Source organism: uncultured Phocaeicola sp. (assembly GCF_948499155.1).
GTDB classification, from domain to species: domain Bacteria; phylum Bacteroidota; class Bacteroidia; order Bacteroidales; family Bacteroidaceae; genus Phocaeicola; species Phocaeicola faecalis.
This window is the reverse complement of record NZ_CAOOSE010000004.1, coordinates 1-16,205: the sequence shown is the minus strand read 5'-3', so window position 1 is coordinate 16,205 and position 16,205 is coordinate 1. Positions and strand designations below refer to the sequence as shown.

Below are 16,205 nucleotides of genomic sequence, written 5' to 3'. Positions count from 1 at the left end.
TTACTTTAAATTTTTATAATCTGTCCGGGATACTTTATTGCTATAAAATGCGTTCCGCGGGCTTCTGCCAAAGTGCGGAAAGCATTTGCCTTCTCATAGTCGGGCACAAAATGCATCGGTACAAAGATATTTGTTTTTATTTTCTTCACAAACTGTTCGGGGCCTCTCATATATTCACGTCCCAGACGCGAATCTACAGGAAACATTGCCACATCCAGTTCATGCGTATAATCATACAGATAATCCAGTTCATGAAGGAAATTCTTTTCATATCCCTTCCATTCCTGTTCCGTACTCTCTTCCATCCAATGCCAGTTGTTCAAGTCTCCGGCATGGAAAATTTTCTTCCCCTCCGTTTCTATCAGGAAAGACACTCCTACGTCTGTAGACCCGAAAGCCCTGACCGACAAAGTTTCATCAGCATACTCCTCTCCTTTTTTCAGCCAGACGGCGTCTTCTTTCTGCGCCCTTCTATGCTTCAGAATATCCTTCGAAAAGATATAGATGATGTCCGGTCGCTGTTTCTTCCATTCCAGCACTTCCTTATTGAAATGGTCAGGATGGAAATGGCTGGCCAACACATACAACTTTCCGGGACGGTGCAAGAGTTCATCATGCACCCTTCCCCGTTCGGGTGTCACCACAGGTTCTTCAGGCTGTTCATTCATCAACCTGCGCAGGGCAGCTTCCGCCTGCTTGTCCTCCGTGTCACGGTAATAATCCATGATAACGGTATAACCATCGCCCAACAGAGCAAATCCGCTATGATAAATATAAACTAGTTCCATACCTCTTACAACAAACTTACTTGCCAATAGGTTGTACCTGCGCACGCGTCTTCTTGTCTATCTCCAGAAACATATAATTCACTTTTCCCGAATGGATAAGCGAGTCATTTTCCCTATATTTCCTATTGGCATATTCCTTTGATTTCTCATAGGTCAGTTTCGACATTTGGTTCTGCGATTTCCCCACCATGGTAGAATCCAGTTTTTCATCGGGAAAGAAATCGTCCAAATTCACATCCCCAATCATCGTTGTCTCCAGAAAATTCATATCGGTGTGACTCTTGTCCGTATAATAGCCCACAAACATATGCCCGGGGATACGCACCAATATAGGATTGATGTTTATAGCCTTGAGTAATGAGGCAAACAACACGCTCCCGTCTACACAATTTATCTGCGAAGACTCCAGCGCATCGTCCAATGTGCGCACACGCTGGGTATAAACCACATTCGATGACAAACTGCTGTTGGTGGTGGAGCTGTATTTGAAGTTACGTTTCTGCAATACATTCCACAAGGCATAGACCTGTCTGTCTACATTCTCGGCCTGACTCGCATTTCCCTGATACCCCAGAAAGCGATTGACCAGACGCGTATCCAGTGCCTCACGCAAGAGTTTGTCTATCTGCGGATGCTCCTCGTTCACATAAGCAGCAAAGAACTCGCCTGTATCGTGAAATTTCATTCTATCGTCTACATAGCCAAGCGGACACTCGTTGATACTCCGCATGGAAATGGTTTTCAATCGTTGGGGCAATTTCTTTCCGTTGAGTTCCGCCTTTACAGATATGCTAACGGGCACTGCCTGATTATTGTCACGCAAAGCCTGATAGTTCCAGATGATGTCGGGAAAAACAAGATATTCCTTGCCGGACTTGGGCAAGATAAATTCGGAAACAGATTCAGAAAAGAAAGGAGTCTCAGCCACTTCTATGCGCAATTTGCTGTTGGCATAGCTGTTTTTTATACGAATGGCGATACCCGACTTCGGGTTGCCGATATAGTCGGAATCAGCAGGAACAATCAGGTTTCCATCCGTGGTAGCCGTAGAAAGTATAGTAGCCGGAAACACATTGCCGCCTAATTGGTCTGTTATCTCAAAACCGCTCCGAAACGGCTCATAGTGATAGACAAATACAGAAAAAGACATCACCAGAATGACGGATAGCACAATGGTCGACCACTGCCACCTATCGAGTTTTTTCAGATTTACTTTCCTCATATTCATTAATCAATTTAATTCCGGCACGAAACCGAATGCCATAACCGTCATCAGGCTAAAACTTACACCTGTCATAGGGGAGAAACATCCCTCCCCTATGACAGGCAGAATGACAGTTGTACGTTAGAGAGCCGACATCTTTTCGAAAGGCATATCCGCCCGCTTTTTATCTTGCAGCGATGCTTTCAATTTCCACCAATGCACCTTTCGGCAATGCCTTAACCGCTACTGCAGAACGAGCAGGAAAATCACCTTCAAAATAGTTGGCGTAAACAGCATTCATTTCTGCAAATAAAGACATATCCGCCAGAAAGACAGTCGTCTTTACAATATTTGCAGTAGTCAAACCGGCTGCAGCCAACACATTCTTGATATTTTCAAAAGCTTGGGCAGTCTGTTCGGCAACTCCTCCCGGAACAAACTCACCGGTAGCAGGGTCTACAGGCAACTGACCTGAGAGAAATACCATACCATTAGCCTCAATTGCCTGGCTATAAGGTCCTATAGCAGCAGGAGCTTTCTCAGTAAAAATCACTTTTTTCATGTTTATCAATGTTTTAATAATTAAAATCAAATTTTGACGGGCTAAATTAGCACTTTTTTTGCTATAAAGTGCAGATATGACTAAACAATCTGACTTTTTTTTACGTTCATTTAACATCGGCACCGATAGAAACAAAAGTAGATTTTTTGGAGCTTCGTTTTTTTATTAATTTAAAAAAAACGGCATTTTTTTCTCCCTTTTGAGGAGTTTTTCAAAAAAAACAACTACATTTGCATCGGTAAACGCAGAACTTACCAATCTGGCAAGTCTCGTTTACATTCCGATATAATATCTATAACATATTAAATCCCGTAATCATAAATGATGAGCTGCGATTTCAAGGCATTTCATGTGTCGGTTGCGTGCCCTGATTACATAATAAAAAAGAAACATTTTACTAATAACATATACTATATGTATAACATCATTCAATTAAACGACAAAGACTTGTCAGAATTACAATCAATCGCCAAAGAGTTGGGTATCACCAAAACAGAGTCTCTGAAGAAAGAAGAACTCGTTTACAAGATTCTGGACGAGCAAGCAATAGTCGGAGCAACTAAAAAAGTAGCGGCGGCCAAAGCTACCGAAGACCGCAAAGACAGCCAGCCTAAAAAAAGATCTCGCATCAGCGTCAAAAAAGAAGGTGACAAAGTGTATACTGCCACCAAGGATAAAGCGCAAAAGCTGGAAGCAAACACTGCACCGACAACGGCTGCACCCATCGCAGAAGAAGCTGATAAAGGAGTAGCTCCCGCAGTTGAAACAGTTCAGCCCATTCAGGAAAAAACAGTAACGGAAGCAGTCGAAAAGTCTGAACCGAAGAAAAGAGGCCGCAAGCCGGGTACAAAGAATAAAACTACTGCCAAAACGGAAAAACAACCTGACGCAGTAGCAGAAGAAACTGACGGCACCACCTCTCAGAAAGCTCCGGCAGCCGCTGCTCCGAAAGAAAAAGAAGTAATTCTTCCCGAATTGGATTTCGACAGTGATGCAGACGACTTCATTCCCATCGAGGACCTTCCCTCGGAAAAGGTTGAACTTCCTACCGAATTACTCGGAAAGTTTGAAGCAACCAAAAATGAAACACCTGTTCCCGCTGCCACTCCAGCCCCGAAATTCCAGCCGCGTCAACCGCGTGAGCAAAACCCGAGATACAACAATCCGAATCAGCGCAACAACAATAATAATTACAGTAACCAACGTCCGGCCAACAATAACAACGCAGAAGGTCCGGAGGCTCCACAACAGCAACAGGCCCCCGAACGCAAGCCAGTAGAAAAGCCTTACGAATTTGAAGGCATCCTGACCGGAACCGGTGTTCTGGAAATTATGCCTGACGGTTATGGTTTCCTCCGTTCGTCAGATTACAACTACCTCTCTTCGCCGGATGATATTTACGTGTCCCAGTCGCAAATCAAACTGTTTGGTCTGAAGACAGGCGATGTAGTCGAAGGCTCTATCCGTCCGCCCAAAGAAGGAGAAAAATACTTCCCGTTGGTGAAAGTAGAAAAGATTAATGGTCTGGACCCCGGACTCGTGCGCGACCGCGTTCCCTTCGACCACCTCACTCCATTGTTCCCCGACGAAAAGTTCAAACTTTGCAAAGGTGGTTACAGCGACAACCTTTCTGCGCGTGTAGTAGATATGTTCGCCCCCATCGGTAAAGGACAACGTGCACTGATTGTGGCTCAGCCCAAAACCGGTAAGACCATCCTAATGAAAGACATTGCCAATGCTATTGCTGCCAATCACCCCGAAGTCTACATGATTATGTTGCTTATTGACGAACGTCCTGAAGAAGTAACCGACATGGCGCGCAGCGTTAATGCCGAAGTTATCGCTTCTACATTCGACGAACCGGCAGAACGCCACGTGAAGATTGCAGGTATCGTGCTCGAAAAGGCAAAACGCATGGTAGAATGCGGTCACGATGTCGTGATTTTCCTCGACTCTATCACCCGGTTGGCCCGTGCATACAATACCGTTTCTCCCGCATCGGGTAAAGTATTGTCAGGTGGTGTGGATGCCAATGCCTTGCACAAGCCCAAACGTTTCTTCGGAGCCGCACGTAACATCGAAGGCGGCGGTTCACTCACCATTATCGCTACCGCATTGATTGATACCGGTTCTAAGATGGATGAAGTAATCTTCGAAGAATTCAAGGGTACAGGTAACATGGAGTTGCAGCTCGACCGCAACCTCAGCAACAAGCGTATCTTCCCTGCCGTCAACATCGTTGCATCCAGCACCCGCCGCGACGACCTGTTGCTCGACAAGACTACCCTCGACCGTATGTGGATTCTGCGTAAGTATCTGGCAGATATGAACCCTATCGAAGCAATGGATTTTGTAAAGAGCCGTCTGGAAAATACGCGTGACAATGAAGAATTCCTGATGAGCATGAATTCATAAACAGCAGGCGAAAGCCTCTTACATACGTTATAAAAAAAGGCCGCGTGCATCCCCCAACGGAGCACGCGGCCTTTTCAGTTTGTTCGCGTCATAATGACAAGGGGTAAATTATTTTCCACAAAAGGGATATAATTATAAAACTTGGGCATTTCCAAGAACTAGACTTCAATCGCTTCTACAAAATTCAGCATTTCAATGGCTGCATCAACCGTAACGACTCCTTGTTTGTAAAGCCTGATTGTAGCATATAATTGGTCATTGGCAACAGGTCTCATTATCGAATCGTACTGTCGGTCACTTTTCCCTTTCGGTTATCTACAACAAGTTCCAACCACTCATACAGTTCTTCCCCAAGCCTTGCTTCTGATAAGATATATAACATCGCCCCTGTATGTATTCATTCCTTCATTTATAGTTATAGAGCATCAATCACATCCACAGGCAAGCCTGTGATTCGGGAAATAACAGCACTATCCAGCCCTTCTTCCTTCATTTTGCGTACATTGGACAAACGCTCCAGTTCACGACCTTTCTGTAATCCTTCCTGCAATCCTTCCTCATGCCCTTTCCATTTTGCCGTATCAATCACATTGGTCAAGTCGCGATAAGCCTTCAAACTTTCTTCATATTCCATCCGTTTCTGAGGAGTAAACCTCGCTATCTCGGCAGCCTCAAAAAGACGGGTAAACACACGTTCCTGCAAGGCGGCAGGGCGTTCCAGCAAACGGGACAGATTGTGCAAAACAAACATCCACTTGTCAAACGGTGTAACCAGTTCGTCCTCACTCTTATGGAATTTGGGCATTTCCAAGTAGACAAAGGTCAGTTTGTCATAAAACACCTCCTTGCGATGGATATCCATCAGTTTCACTTCATGGTGGAAATAATTCTCATCATCACGGTCTTCATCAAACACAAAGTTCAGAATACCGACAGTGTATACAGCCTTCAATTCATAGTTCCAGTCGCCACGTTTGACCTGCTCACGAATAGGAAAAGAAGCATAAAACACGCTGCGGTCCTTGAAGAACTTCTGACCCGCCTTCTGCATCTCAACGATGAATTTCTCACCTACCGTATTTTCGCAATAAACGTCAAAGACTGCTTTTCGGTCCAACTCCGCCATGCCCAAATGCTCGGCATTCAGATAGGTGACATCCGTTATCTCGTGCTCCAAATGAAGCAGAGAGTTAAGAAAATCTATCAGCAGGTCTTTGTTCATAGGGGTGCCGAAAAGGAGTTTGAATCCGAAATCGGTATAGGGGTTGACATATCTTTCGGGAAATTCATCTGTAAACATGACCATTGAAGTTTGATTATTAATTGCAAAGATAACAAATTAAACGACTATATTCTCATCGTGAAGGACGTTTTTTTATCACTACATCAATCTTCATATCCAAAACAAGTTGCCCCGGTGCCATGTCCGTCTTCGCTCATGCGGGCAAGACAGAGGTAATTCCATCACCACATTCCACCACTCGCGCTTCACTGCCGCTATCACTTCATCCAAGCCACAACCTTCACACTCCGTGATGACATAGTGGATGACGATAGCATAAAAATCTAAATCGTCTGCTCGCCATTAATCACCTTATAAAAATAAGATTCACTCATGTGAAGCCCTTTTATCAACAGACTATATTTGATATGGGCGGCTTTTACCAAAGCTTTCACGCTTTCAGCCAGTTTTTTCGTGTTAAAGTTTCTATCTTTCATATTTATTTTGATTAAATATTGCAAACTATATCAATAATATGTGAATTATCTTTCCACAGTGGACAGACGCGTTATTTTTATCCTTTGTAACTTGTCGCCATATTTACGAAACAAACTTATAAACAAAATTCGTTATGGCTAAAAAAGCATTGAAACAAAACATTTCCATCTGTGAAATACAGAAAATGATTCACCAATGGAAAGCCCGGGGAATCAGCGACTCTGCCTGTCTGAAACTCCTCGACCTCTATTTGGGATTACCTCCGTATATGACTGCCGAAGGAATCTATCCTCTACGCAACTTTTACCAAATCAGCCAATCCCTAAAAACCACACACACGACCATTCTACTGGAAAATATCAGAAAGTGCGGTACATTTGGACTTGTTTGGGATGAGAACCATAGCAAACTGCTTGGGTTCTACTCTCCACTATGGCAACAGGTACAGAAAAAAGGAACTGCCCAAAACACAGATTCTGTTGCCGGTTCAGCAACTACAGTTGCTAGTCCGGCAACTACAGCTGCAAATTTAGCAACTGCAGATAATAATATATTATATAATATAAATAATAATATATCTCCTTCGGAGAATTCTTTGGAGAATTCTTTGGAGAATTCTTTGGAAAATTCTTCAGAGAATCTTTCAGAGATTCCTTCGGAGATTTCATTGGAAAATCTTTCAGAAAACCCTTCGAAAAATCTTTCAGAGATTCCTTTGGAAAATCCTGACGGAACGCCTCACGGCGATGAAGCTCCAAAAGCTTCTTCATCCGCCAAAGAATTCTTCCACAGAATCAACGCCAATCCCAAAGAGAAGCAGGCAATACTGGTACCGATTATCGACCGCATCGCCACCGACCGCAACTACACCCGTCGGCGGGCACTGGATGCACTGGTCATTCTGGTAAACGAGTTCCTCATTCCCCACTTCGACGCCCAGTCCACGTTCGCAAAAACATCGCACAACGGACGCATCATCTGGTTGCAGAACCTTATCAAGACCCGGTATGGAGAGAAACTGATACAGCAGGCCGCGCAGAAACTGGGTGAAACGCTGCTGAAAAACCTGGAGGAACGCCGCAAAAAGCTCCGCGAATTCCGCCCCGTCTCGCCATTCGAATGGAAAGATGCCGACAAGGACATCCGATACTATGACGACCCCATAGACGGGAAAGTGGAGATTCCTGCGGATGCACCGCCACGACCCTGCGATACCGCCATCTGGAACATCCTGTCCAAAGAATGGATGAACACCGGTGGCCAGTGCTCCGAACCGTGACTTTCACACGGACGTAAGCATCGCCTCACGCGGACGTACGTGTGAGGCTACACGTACGTCCGCGTGGGGCTACACGTATATACGTGTTAGCCTATGCATATATACGTATCCAACGGACGGCGAAGCGACCTGAATATGTGAAAAGATTTATTTCATAATTTAGGCATTAACGGTGATATTAACCGGAAAAGAAGCTGTTGACATGCCAAAACAAAAAACCGGTCAATTCTCCATAGAATTAACCGGCTCTGTATTTATTAATATTTTCAGCGGAATGCTTAAAAGGGTAAATCGTCCTTTTCGTCTGTTGAAGCGAAATCTACCGGAGCTGCCGGAGCCGCATTCATCGGCGGGAACGGAGCATCGAGAGTTGCAGGAGCCTGAGCGCTCACACGGTCCACTTTCCAAGCACGGATACTATTGAACCAACGTCCGTTCCACTCACGTGCATCAACATCGAAATATACATTCAGCTCTTCGCCCACCTGAATATTAAACTGAGCTATTTTGTCTGCACCAAATACATCAAAACACATCTTACGCGGATACTGGTCGTGTGTTTCAATCACGTATTCCTGCACTTTCCATTCATTTCCTGTTTTTGAGACTCCGCCTCTCGGTTCGAGAACCGCTATAACTTTTCCTGCTAATTCCATTATGATAAAATTTAATTTCCGGCACGAAATTACGCTTTTCCTAGCGAGTAAACTAATTTTTTCGCCATTTTTTGCGTGCAAACCATAATCTTTTCGTAACTTTGGCAGTTAAATGAGATATATACTAAAGAATATAATTATAATAATATAAGACTATGAAGTTCATCGTTTCAAGTACTGGATTATTCAGTCATTTACAGGCTATTAGCCGCGTTATCAATTCTAAGAACTCGTTGCCCATCCTTGATTGTTTCCTGATGGAGCTGACAGACGGAACACTATTCTTAACAGCATCCGACAGTGAAACAACCCTGTCCACCTCTCTGGAAGTGATTGAAAATGACGGTGACGGACGCTTTGCCGTTTCTTCTAAAACCATACTCGAAGCCCTGAAAGAAATCCCGGAACAACCACTGACCTTTGAGGTGAATACAGACAATCTGGAAATCACCGTACAATATCAGAACGGTAAATACAGCCTCATGGGACAAAATGCAGATGAATATCCGCAGGCTCCCGCACTGGGCGCCAATGCAGTTCATGTGACGATAGGGGCACCCGTAATGCTGGGAGGCATCAACCGCGCTCTTTTTGCAACAGCCGATGACGAGCTTCGTCCCGTGATGAACGGTATTTATTTCGATATCACCACCGAAGATATCACTTTCGTTGCTTCCGATGGCCATAAGCTGGTGCGCAACAAGACTTTTGTGGCTCACGGTGATGAAAAGGCCGCTTTTATCCTGCCCAAAAAACCGGCGACCCTGCTGAAGAACCTTCTGCCGAAAGAACAAGGCGATGTGCAAATCGATTTCGATGACCGTAACGCCGTATTCACTTTGGAGAATTACAGAATGGTATGCCGCTTGATTGAAGGACGCTACCCGAACTACAATTCCGTCATCCCGCAAGATAACCCGCATAAAGTGACTATTGACAGGCAGATGCTTATCAGCGCTTTGCGCCGCGTATCTGTTTTCTCTTCGCAGGCAAGCAGTTTGATTAAGTTACGCCTCAGCGAAAACCAAATACAGATTTCGGCACAGGATATTGACTTCTCTACATCGGCAGAAGAAACACTGATTTGCCAATATGCAGGAAACGCCATGAGCATCGGTTTCAAATCGACTTTCCTGATTGACATTCTGAACAACCTGACTGCCCAAGAGGTAATTGTAGAATTGGCAGACCCGTCACGCGCAGGTGTCATCGTTCCTGCCGAACAGGAAGAGAATGAAGACGTGCTGATGCTGCTGATGCCTATGATGCTGAATGACTAAATATAATAATAACAACTCGAAACAGAATGAAATTGAATTTGAGAAACCCGATTGTCTTCTTTGACTTAGAGACAACCGGGACTAATATAAACGCTGACAGAATAGTGGAAATATGCTATCTGAAAGTATCTCCAAACGGCAATGAAGAAGCCAAAACCATGCGTATCAACCCCGAAATGCATATCCCCGAACAGTCATCGGCTATACATGGCATCTATGATGAGGATGTGGCCGACTGTCCGACTTTCAAGGAAGTGGCCAAAGAGATTGCACGCGATATCGAGGGTTGCGACTTGGCAGGATTCAACTCCAACCGCTTCGATATACCAGTCCTGGCAGAAGAGTTCCTTCGCGCCGGAGTGGATATCGACATGATGAAACGCAAGTTCATCGATGTGCAGGTGATTTATCACAAGCTGGAACAACGGACTTTATCGGCTGCCTATAAGTTTTATTGCCAAAAGAATCTGGAAGACGCCCACACTGCTGAGGCAGATACCCGCGCTACTTACGAAGTGCTGAAAGCGCAACTGGACCGCTATCCCGAGGACTTGCAGAATGATATGGCATTCCTGGCAGAATACTCCAGTTTCAACAAAAATGTAGATTTTGCCGGACGTATCGTATATGACGAGAAAGGTGTGGAAGTATTCAATTTCGGCAAATACAAAGGAATGTCGGTCAGCGAAGTGCTGCAAAAAGACCCCGGTTACTATAGCTGGATTCTAAACGGCGACTTCACGCTGAACACCAAAAACGTATTGACTAAAATCAGACTACGCGAATCCGGACTGACTAAATGAACATGAAAGGAAAGAAAATCGTACTAGGTATAACCGGAAGTATAGCCGCCTACAAAGCGGCTATACTCATTCGAGGCCTTATCAAAAAGGGAGCGGAAGTGCAAGTGGTAATCACGCCGGCAGGAAAAGAGTTCATCACTCCCATCACCTTGTCGGCACTGACAAGCAAACCTGTCATCAGCGAGTTCTTCGCACAACGGGACGGCACCTGGAACAGCCATGTGGACTTGGGCTTATGGGCTGATGCCATGGTGATAGCTCCCGCAACAGCATCCACCATCGGAAAGATGGCAAACGGAATAGCCGACAATATGCTGATTACAACCTACCTGTCAATGAAAGCGCCTGTCTTTGTAGCACCGGCCATGGACTTGGATATGTTTGCGCACCCTTCCACCCAACGGAATCTGGACACATTGCGCTCGTATGGGAATCATATCATCGAACCAGGAGAAGGGGAGCTGGCAAGCCACTTGGTAGGCAAAGGAAGAATGGAGGAACCGGAAAAAATCATAGGGGAACTGGAAAAATTCTTTGAACAGCAACAGGATTTGGCCGGAAAGAAAATCGTTATCACTGCCGGTCCCACATACGAAAAAATAGATCCGGTGCGATTCATCGGCAACTATTCTTCGGGGAAAATGGGATTTGCATTGGCAGAGGAATGTGCTGCACGCGGAGCCAATGTAATTCTGGTGAGCGGCCCTGTCATGCTGAATGCAAAGCATCCCCGCATTCACCGTATCGATGTGGAAAGCGCCGGCGAAATGTATGAAGCTGCCAGCCGTGAATTTGCCGATGCGGATGCCGGAATTTTATGTGCTGCCGTAGCCGACTTCACACCGGAACATATAGCCGACCATAAAATTAAAAGAGAAAAGGACAACTTGGTGCTGCAACTGAAACCGACACAGGACATCGCTGCTTCATTGGGAAAACAGAAAAAACCGGGACAAAAGCTGGTGGGTTTCGCACTGGAGACAAATGACGAACGGCAGAATGCACAAGGAAAGCTGGAACGCAAGAACTTTGATTTCATTGTACTTAATTCGCTGAACGACAAAGGAGCCGGATTTCGTTGTGATACGAACAAGATAACAATCATCGACCGCCAAGGAGCCACTGACTATCCCCTGAAAAGCAAACGGGAAGTGGCATGTGACATTATAGATAAACTGGTAAGGAACTAAAAAAGATATGTTGCAATCTATCTATATACAGAATTATGCATTAATTGATACGCTCGATATCAGTTTTACCCCCGGCTTTTCGGTCATCACCGGAGAAACAGGTGCGGGTAAATCTATTATTCTGGGTGCTATCGGCCTGTTGCTCGGACAAAGGGCCGATATCAAAGCAATCAAAAAAGGCGCCAATAAGTGTATCGTAGAAGCCCGCTTCAGTATTTCGGCCTATCAGATGGAGCCCTTCTTTATCGAAAACGATATGGAATATGATTCCGATGAGTGTATCATACGTCGCGAACTTTATGCTTCGGGAAAAAGCCGCGCCTTTATCAATGACACACCGGCCTCACTGGTACAGATGAAAGAACTGGGAGAAAAACTAATAGACGTGCACAGTCAGCACCAGAACTTGCTGTTGAACCACGAAGAGTTCCAAATGAACGTGCTCGACATACTGGCACATGACGAACAAGAGCTCCTCTCCTATAAAAATCTCTATGCAGAGTATAAAAACACCTGCAGACAATTGGCGGACTTTATCGCTCAAGCTGAAAAAAGCCGTCAGGACGAAGATTATATCCGCTTCCAACTGGAACAACTGGACGAAGCGGAACTGCGGGAAGGCGAACAAACGGAACTGGAACAGGAAGCTGAAACATTAAGCCATGCCGAGGATATAAAAGCAGGACTGTATAAGGTAGACCAAATCATGTCTTCGGATGAAGGAAGTCTGCTTTCCGCCACCAAAGAGTGCATGCAAACCCTGCAAAGTATTGCGAAAGTATATGCTCCGGCACAAGAATGGATGAACAGACTGGACAGTTGCTATATAGAGCTGAAAGATTTATCGCACGACATTGCCGGCGCGCAAGAAGAAATAGAGTTTAACCCTAACCGTCTCGATTTTGTAAACGAACGGCTGAACCTTATTTATTCTTTGCAACAAAAACATCACGTGCAAACCATCGAAGAATTAATTGCCCTGACAGATGATTATCGGGAACGACTCAATGCCATCACCTCTTTTGATGACCGTATAGCACAGCTGACAGCACAAAAGGACACTTTATACAATAAGGTGTTGGAACAGGCCAAGATATTGACCGAACGACGTACGCAGGCCGGTAAGGATATAGAAAAACAAATGCAATCACTGCTGGTGCCTCTAGGCATGCCCAACGTGCGTTTCATGGTAGAACTTACCCCTCGGAAAGAGCCGGACTCCAAAGGAATGGACAGCGTCACTTTCTTGTTTTCAGCCAACAAAAACGGAACATTGCAAAATGTGGCTTCCGTTGCTTCCGGTGGTGAAATCGCGCGTGTCATGCTATCTCTGAAAGCAATGATAGCCGGAGCCGTAAAACTCCCCACCATCATCTTCGATGAAATAGACACCGGAGTATCAGGCTCCATCGCCGAAAAGATGGCACTCATCATGGAAGAAATGGGAAATCAAAACCGACAGGTAATCAGCATCACCCATCTGCCGCAAATAGCAGCCAGAGGCATCACACATTATAAAGTATACAAAGAAGATACCGACACCGGCACCAACAGCCATATACGCCGATTGACTGACGAAGAACGAGTGAAAGAAATAGCAAACATGTTGAGTGGAGCCACCCTGACGGATGCTGCGCTGAACAACGCAAAAGTTTTATTAGGATATAAATAAAGAATATGACAGAGAAAAATGAAATGATTTTCGGTGTACGTGCCGTTATCGAGGCCATTCAAGCCGGAAAAGAGATAGACAAAATATTAGTAAAAAGAGACATACAAAGCGAACTCTCCAAAGAATTGTTTGCCGAGTTGAAAGGTAAAATGATTCCTGTACAGCGCGTACCGGTGGAACGCATCAACCGTATCACCCGCAAAAACCATCAGGGTGTTGTGGCTTTTATTTCCGCCATAACTTACCAGAAAACAGAAGATGTCGTTCCTTTTCTTTTTGAACAAGGAAAAAATCCGTTACTTATCATGCTGGACGGCATTACCGACGTGCGCAACTTCGGCGCGATTGCCCGCACGTGCGAATGTGCCGGAGTGGATGCAATTATCATTCCTGCCAAGAACAGTGTCAGTGTCAATGCAGATGCCATGAAGACCTCTGCCGGAGCCTTGCATACGTTGCCTGTCTGCCGCGAACAAAGCCTGACCGAAACCATCAAATTTCTGAAGAACAGTGGTTTCAAGATTGTTGCAGCCACCGAAAAGGGTGATTATGACTATACCAAAGCCAACTATAAAGACCCTGTTTGTATCATTATGGGAGCTGAAGATACAGGTGTACCTTACGAGCATTTGTCATTGTGTGACGAATGGATTAAAATTCCGTTGTTGGGTAAGATTGAATCATTAAACGTATCTGTTGCCGCAGGTATCCTGATTTATGAAGCAGTGAAGCAACGTGGTTTTTCTACAGAAGAATAACAATAAAAACTATATCATGAAGAAAGTACTTTTGATTCTGATGTGTTGCATGGCCATCCAATTGGTCCATGCCCAAGACACTCCAAAATGGGCCGACAAAGCCAAGAAAGCTGTTTTCTCTATCGTGACTTACGATAAAGACAATAAAATTAAAAATACCGGTAATGGTTTTTATATCAACAACAACGGTACGGCCCTGTCTGATTACTCCTTATTCGAAGGAGCAGAACGCGCTGTCATCATCAATGCTGACGGCAAAGAACTGCCTGTGACACGCATTGCCGGTGCAAATTCAATGTATGATGTCATTAAATTCCGCACAGAGGCCGACAAAAAAACAATTGCCTTGAAAGTAGCGGAACAGCCTGCCACAGTAGGAGAAACTGTTTATCTACTCCCCTACTCCACACAGAAAGCTGCTACCTGCCAAACCGGTAAAGTGGCCAAAGTAGATACCATTGCCGACAAAGCTTACTATTACACACTGACAATGACCACGAGTGACAAAACTGTAAGCTGCCCCATCATGAATGCGAATGGTGAAGTACTGGGACTGATTCAGAAAAGTGCATCCGAGGAAGATAAAGAAAGCTATGCCATCGGTGCGTCATACGGTGAATCATTAAGCATTTCCGCCTTATCCGCCAATGACATCAACCTGAACAAGATAGGTATCGCAAAGGCATTGCCCGAAACAGAAGACCAAGCCTTGGTATATCTTTATATGTCTTTATCACGAATGGATGCCAAAGACTATCTGGCAACTCTAAATGACTTTTTACAAGCATATCCCAACAGCACCGAAGGGTATACACGCCGAGCAAGCTATTATATGAATATCGGAGATGATGAACACAACGCATTAGCCGAAGCCGACTTGAAAAAGGCTATAGACGTATCAGACAATAAAACAGAAGGACAATATAATGTAGCTAAGATGATTTACTCTTACTGCATCAACCTTGAAGAAGGCAAAAAAGCATACGGAGACTGGAGTTACGACAAAGCACTGAATATCATCCGCGAAGCTATCGCAACAGATGCACAGCCGGTTTACAGTCAGCTAGAGGGTGATATTTTATTTGCAATGCGCAACTATCCAGACGCATACAAGAGCTATGAGAAAGTAAATCAGACTCCCTTGGCATCTGCCGCCACCTTCTATTCGGCTGCCAAAACCAAACAATTGATAGAAGGAACTGACATGAATGAAGTGATTGCTCTAATGGATAGCGCCATTGTCCGTTTCACTCCCCCTTATACATCCGAAGCCGCGCCGTATTTTTACGAACGCGCTGAGATGAAAGCACAAATGGGCAAATATCGTGAAGCAGTGGTCGACTATGACGAGTTCTACGATGCCATAGGCGGTCGTGTTACCGCTGCTTTCTTCTTACAACGCGAGCAAGCCGAAATTCAATGTAAAATGTATCAACAAGCTATCAATGACATCAATAAAGCGGTAGAAATGTCTCCTGAGGATGTAGAGATGTGGATAGAAAAGGGCTCCGTTCATCTGCGTGTAGGACAGTTTAATGAAGCGGTAGAAGCATTGAAGAAAGCAATTTCCCTTGATTCTAAAGCAGCCGCAGCATATCGTATGCTGGGCTACTGTCAGGTGCAGCAGAAAAACAGTAAAGAGGCTTGTACAAACTTTGCCAAAGCAAAAGAATTAGGAGACACTGTAGTGGATGGCCTGATTCAGAAATACTGCAAATAAAAAGAAAAGAAACTCCCCGCATCTATGTCTGTGCAATTTGCGCCACATAGACAGAGTCCTTCTTGAAAGCATAAATGTGTCTAAACTCTCATAACCTAAAAATTGGGAGTGTGTCAAAACTAAACCAGCCTATCCAATCGTCAGCTGTAGGGGCAGGG

General features: G+C 44.8%; 14 protein-coding genes. 8 read left to right on the top strand and 6 right to left on the bottom strand.

Annotated features, from left to right (window positions below; genetic code table 11):
* Positions 1-5 precede the first annotated feature (5 nt).
* From QYT14_RS04450 to QYT14_RS04440, 3 genes are all read right to left on the bottom strand, one after another.
* On the bottom strand, positions 6-788 hold the full coding sequence (locus QYT14_RS04450) for an MBL fold metallo-hydrolase (protein WP_288324182.1): 783 nt from the start codon (positions 786-788) through the stop codon (positions 6-8).
* 16 nt (positions 789-804) lie between these two features.
* A complete protein-coding gene (locus tag QYT14_RS04445) occupies positions 805-2,010 on the bottom strand; it encodes a hypothetical protein (protein ID WP_288324181.1) in 1,206 nt (401 codons plus the stop codon).
* Positions 2,011-2,176: 166 nt separating this feature from the next.
* Complete coding sequence (locus tag QYT14_RS04440) at positions 2,177-2,554, bottom strand: RidA family protein (protein ID WP_237037921.1); 378 nt, start codon at positions 2,552-2,554, stop codon at positions 2,177-2,179.
* A 414-nt stretch (positions 2,555-2,968) separates the two neighbouring features.
* Here QYT14_RS04440 and rho point away from each other — a divergent pair, with 414 nt between their 5' ends.
* Entirely contained in the window at positions 2,969-4,969 is a 2,001-nt protein-coding gene (rho, locus tag QYT14_RS04435) for a transcription termination factor Rho (protein ID WP_237037922.1), read from the top strand.
* A 415-nt stretch (positions 4,970-5,384) separates the two neighbouring features.
* On the opposite strand, the gene QYT14_RS04430 is transcribed toward rho, so the two are convergent.
* Together QYT14_RS04430 and QYT14_RS04425 are read right to left on the bottom strand one after the other, a co-directional pair.
* Positions 5,385-6,269, bottom strand: coding sequence for an Rpn family recombination-promoting nuclease/putative transposase (locus QYT14_RS04430; RefSeq protein ID WP_288324201.1), 885 nt, complete (start codon positions 6,267-6,269; stop codon positions 5,385-5,387).
* A 266-nt stretch (positions 6,270-6,535) separates the two neighbouring features.
* A complete protein-coding gene (locus QYT14_RS04425) occupies positions 6,536-6,688 on the bottom strand; it encodes a hypothetical protein (protein ID WP_288324180.1) in 153 nt (50 codons plus the stop codon).
* A 134-nt stretch (positions 6,689-6,822) separates the two neighbouring features.
* Here QYT14_RS04425 and QYT14_RS04420 point away from each other — a divergent pair, with 134 nt between their 5' ends.
* Positions 6,823-7,968, top strand: coding sequence for a hypothetical protein (locus QYT14_RS04420; RefSeq protein WP_288324179.1), 1,146 nt, complete (start codon positions 6,823-6,825; stop codon positions 7,966-7,968).
* Positions 7,969-8,246: 278 nt separating this feature from the next.
* Here the strand turns inward: QYT14_RS04420 and QYT14_RS04415 are convergent, their stop codons facing one another.
* Positions 8,247-8,624 carry a DUF3127 domain-containing protein gene (locus QYT14_RS04415; RefSeq protein WP_288324178.1) on the bottom strand — a complete coding sequence of 126 codons (378 nt, stop codon included), beginning with the start codon at positions 8,622-8,624 and terminating at the stop codon, positions 8,247-8,249.
* Positions 8,625-8,779: 155 nt separating this feature from the next.
* Here QYT14_RS04415 and dnaN point away from each other — a divergent pair, with 155 nt between their 5' ends.
* The 6 genes from dnaN to QYT14_RS04385 are packed head-to-tail and all read left to right on the top strand — an operon-like array spanning position 8,780 to position 16,047.
* Complete coding sequence (gene dnaN, locus QYT14_RS04410; RefSeq protein WP_237037925.1) at positions 8,780-9,904, top strand: DNA polymerase III subunit beta; 1,125 nt, start codon at positions 8,780-8,782, stop codon at positions 9,902-9,904.
* A gap of 26 nt (positions 9,905-9,930) precedes the next feature.
* Positions 9,931-10,707 carry a 3'-5' exonuclease gene (locus QYT14_RS04405; RefSeq protein WP_237037926.1) on the top strand — a complete coding sequence of 259 codons (777 nt, stop codon included), beginning with the start codon at positions 9,931-9,933 and terminating at the stop codon, positions 10,705-10,707.
* Entirely contained in the window at positions 10,704-11,897 is a 1,194-nt protein-coding gene (gene coaBC, locus QYT14_RS04400; protein WP_288324177.1) for a bifunctional phosphopantothenoylcysteine decarboxylase/phosphopantothenate--cysteine ligase CoaBC, read from the top strand. Before QYT14_RS04405 ends, coaBC begins: the two co-directional genes overlap by 4 nt.
* A 7-nt stretch (positions 11,898-11,904) precedes the next feature.
* On the top strand, positions 11,905-13,569 hold the full coding sequence (gene recN, locus QYT14_RS04395; RefSeq protein WP_237037928.1) for a DNA repair protein RecN: 1,665 nt from the start codon (positions 11,905-11,907) through the stop codon (positions 13,567-13,569).
* Between the two features lie 5 nt (positions 13,570-13,574).
* Positions 13,575-14,327, top strand: coding sequence for a 23S rRNA (guanosine(2251)-2'-O)-methyltransferase RlmB (gene rlmB, locus QYT14_RS04390; protein WP_237037929.1), 753 nt, complete (start codon positions 13,575-13,577; stop codon positions 14,325-14,327).
* 16 nt (positions 14,328-14,343) lie between these two features.
* Positions 14,344-16,047 carry a serine protease gene (locus QYT14_RS04385; protein ID WP_237037930.1) on the top strand — a complete coding sequence of 568 codons (1,704 nt, stop codon included), beginning with the start codon at positions 14,344-14,346 and terminating at the stop codon, positions 16,045-16,047.
* Positions 16,048-16,205: the final 158 nt, after the last annotated feature.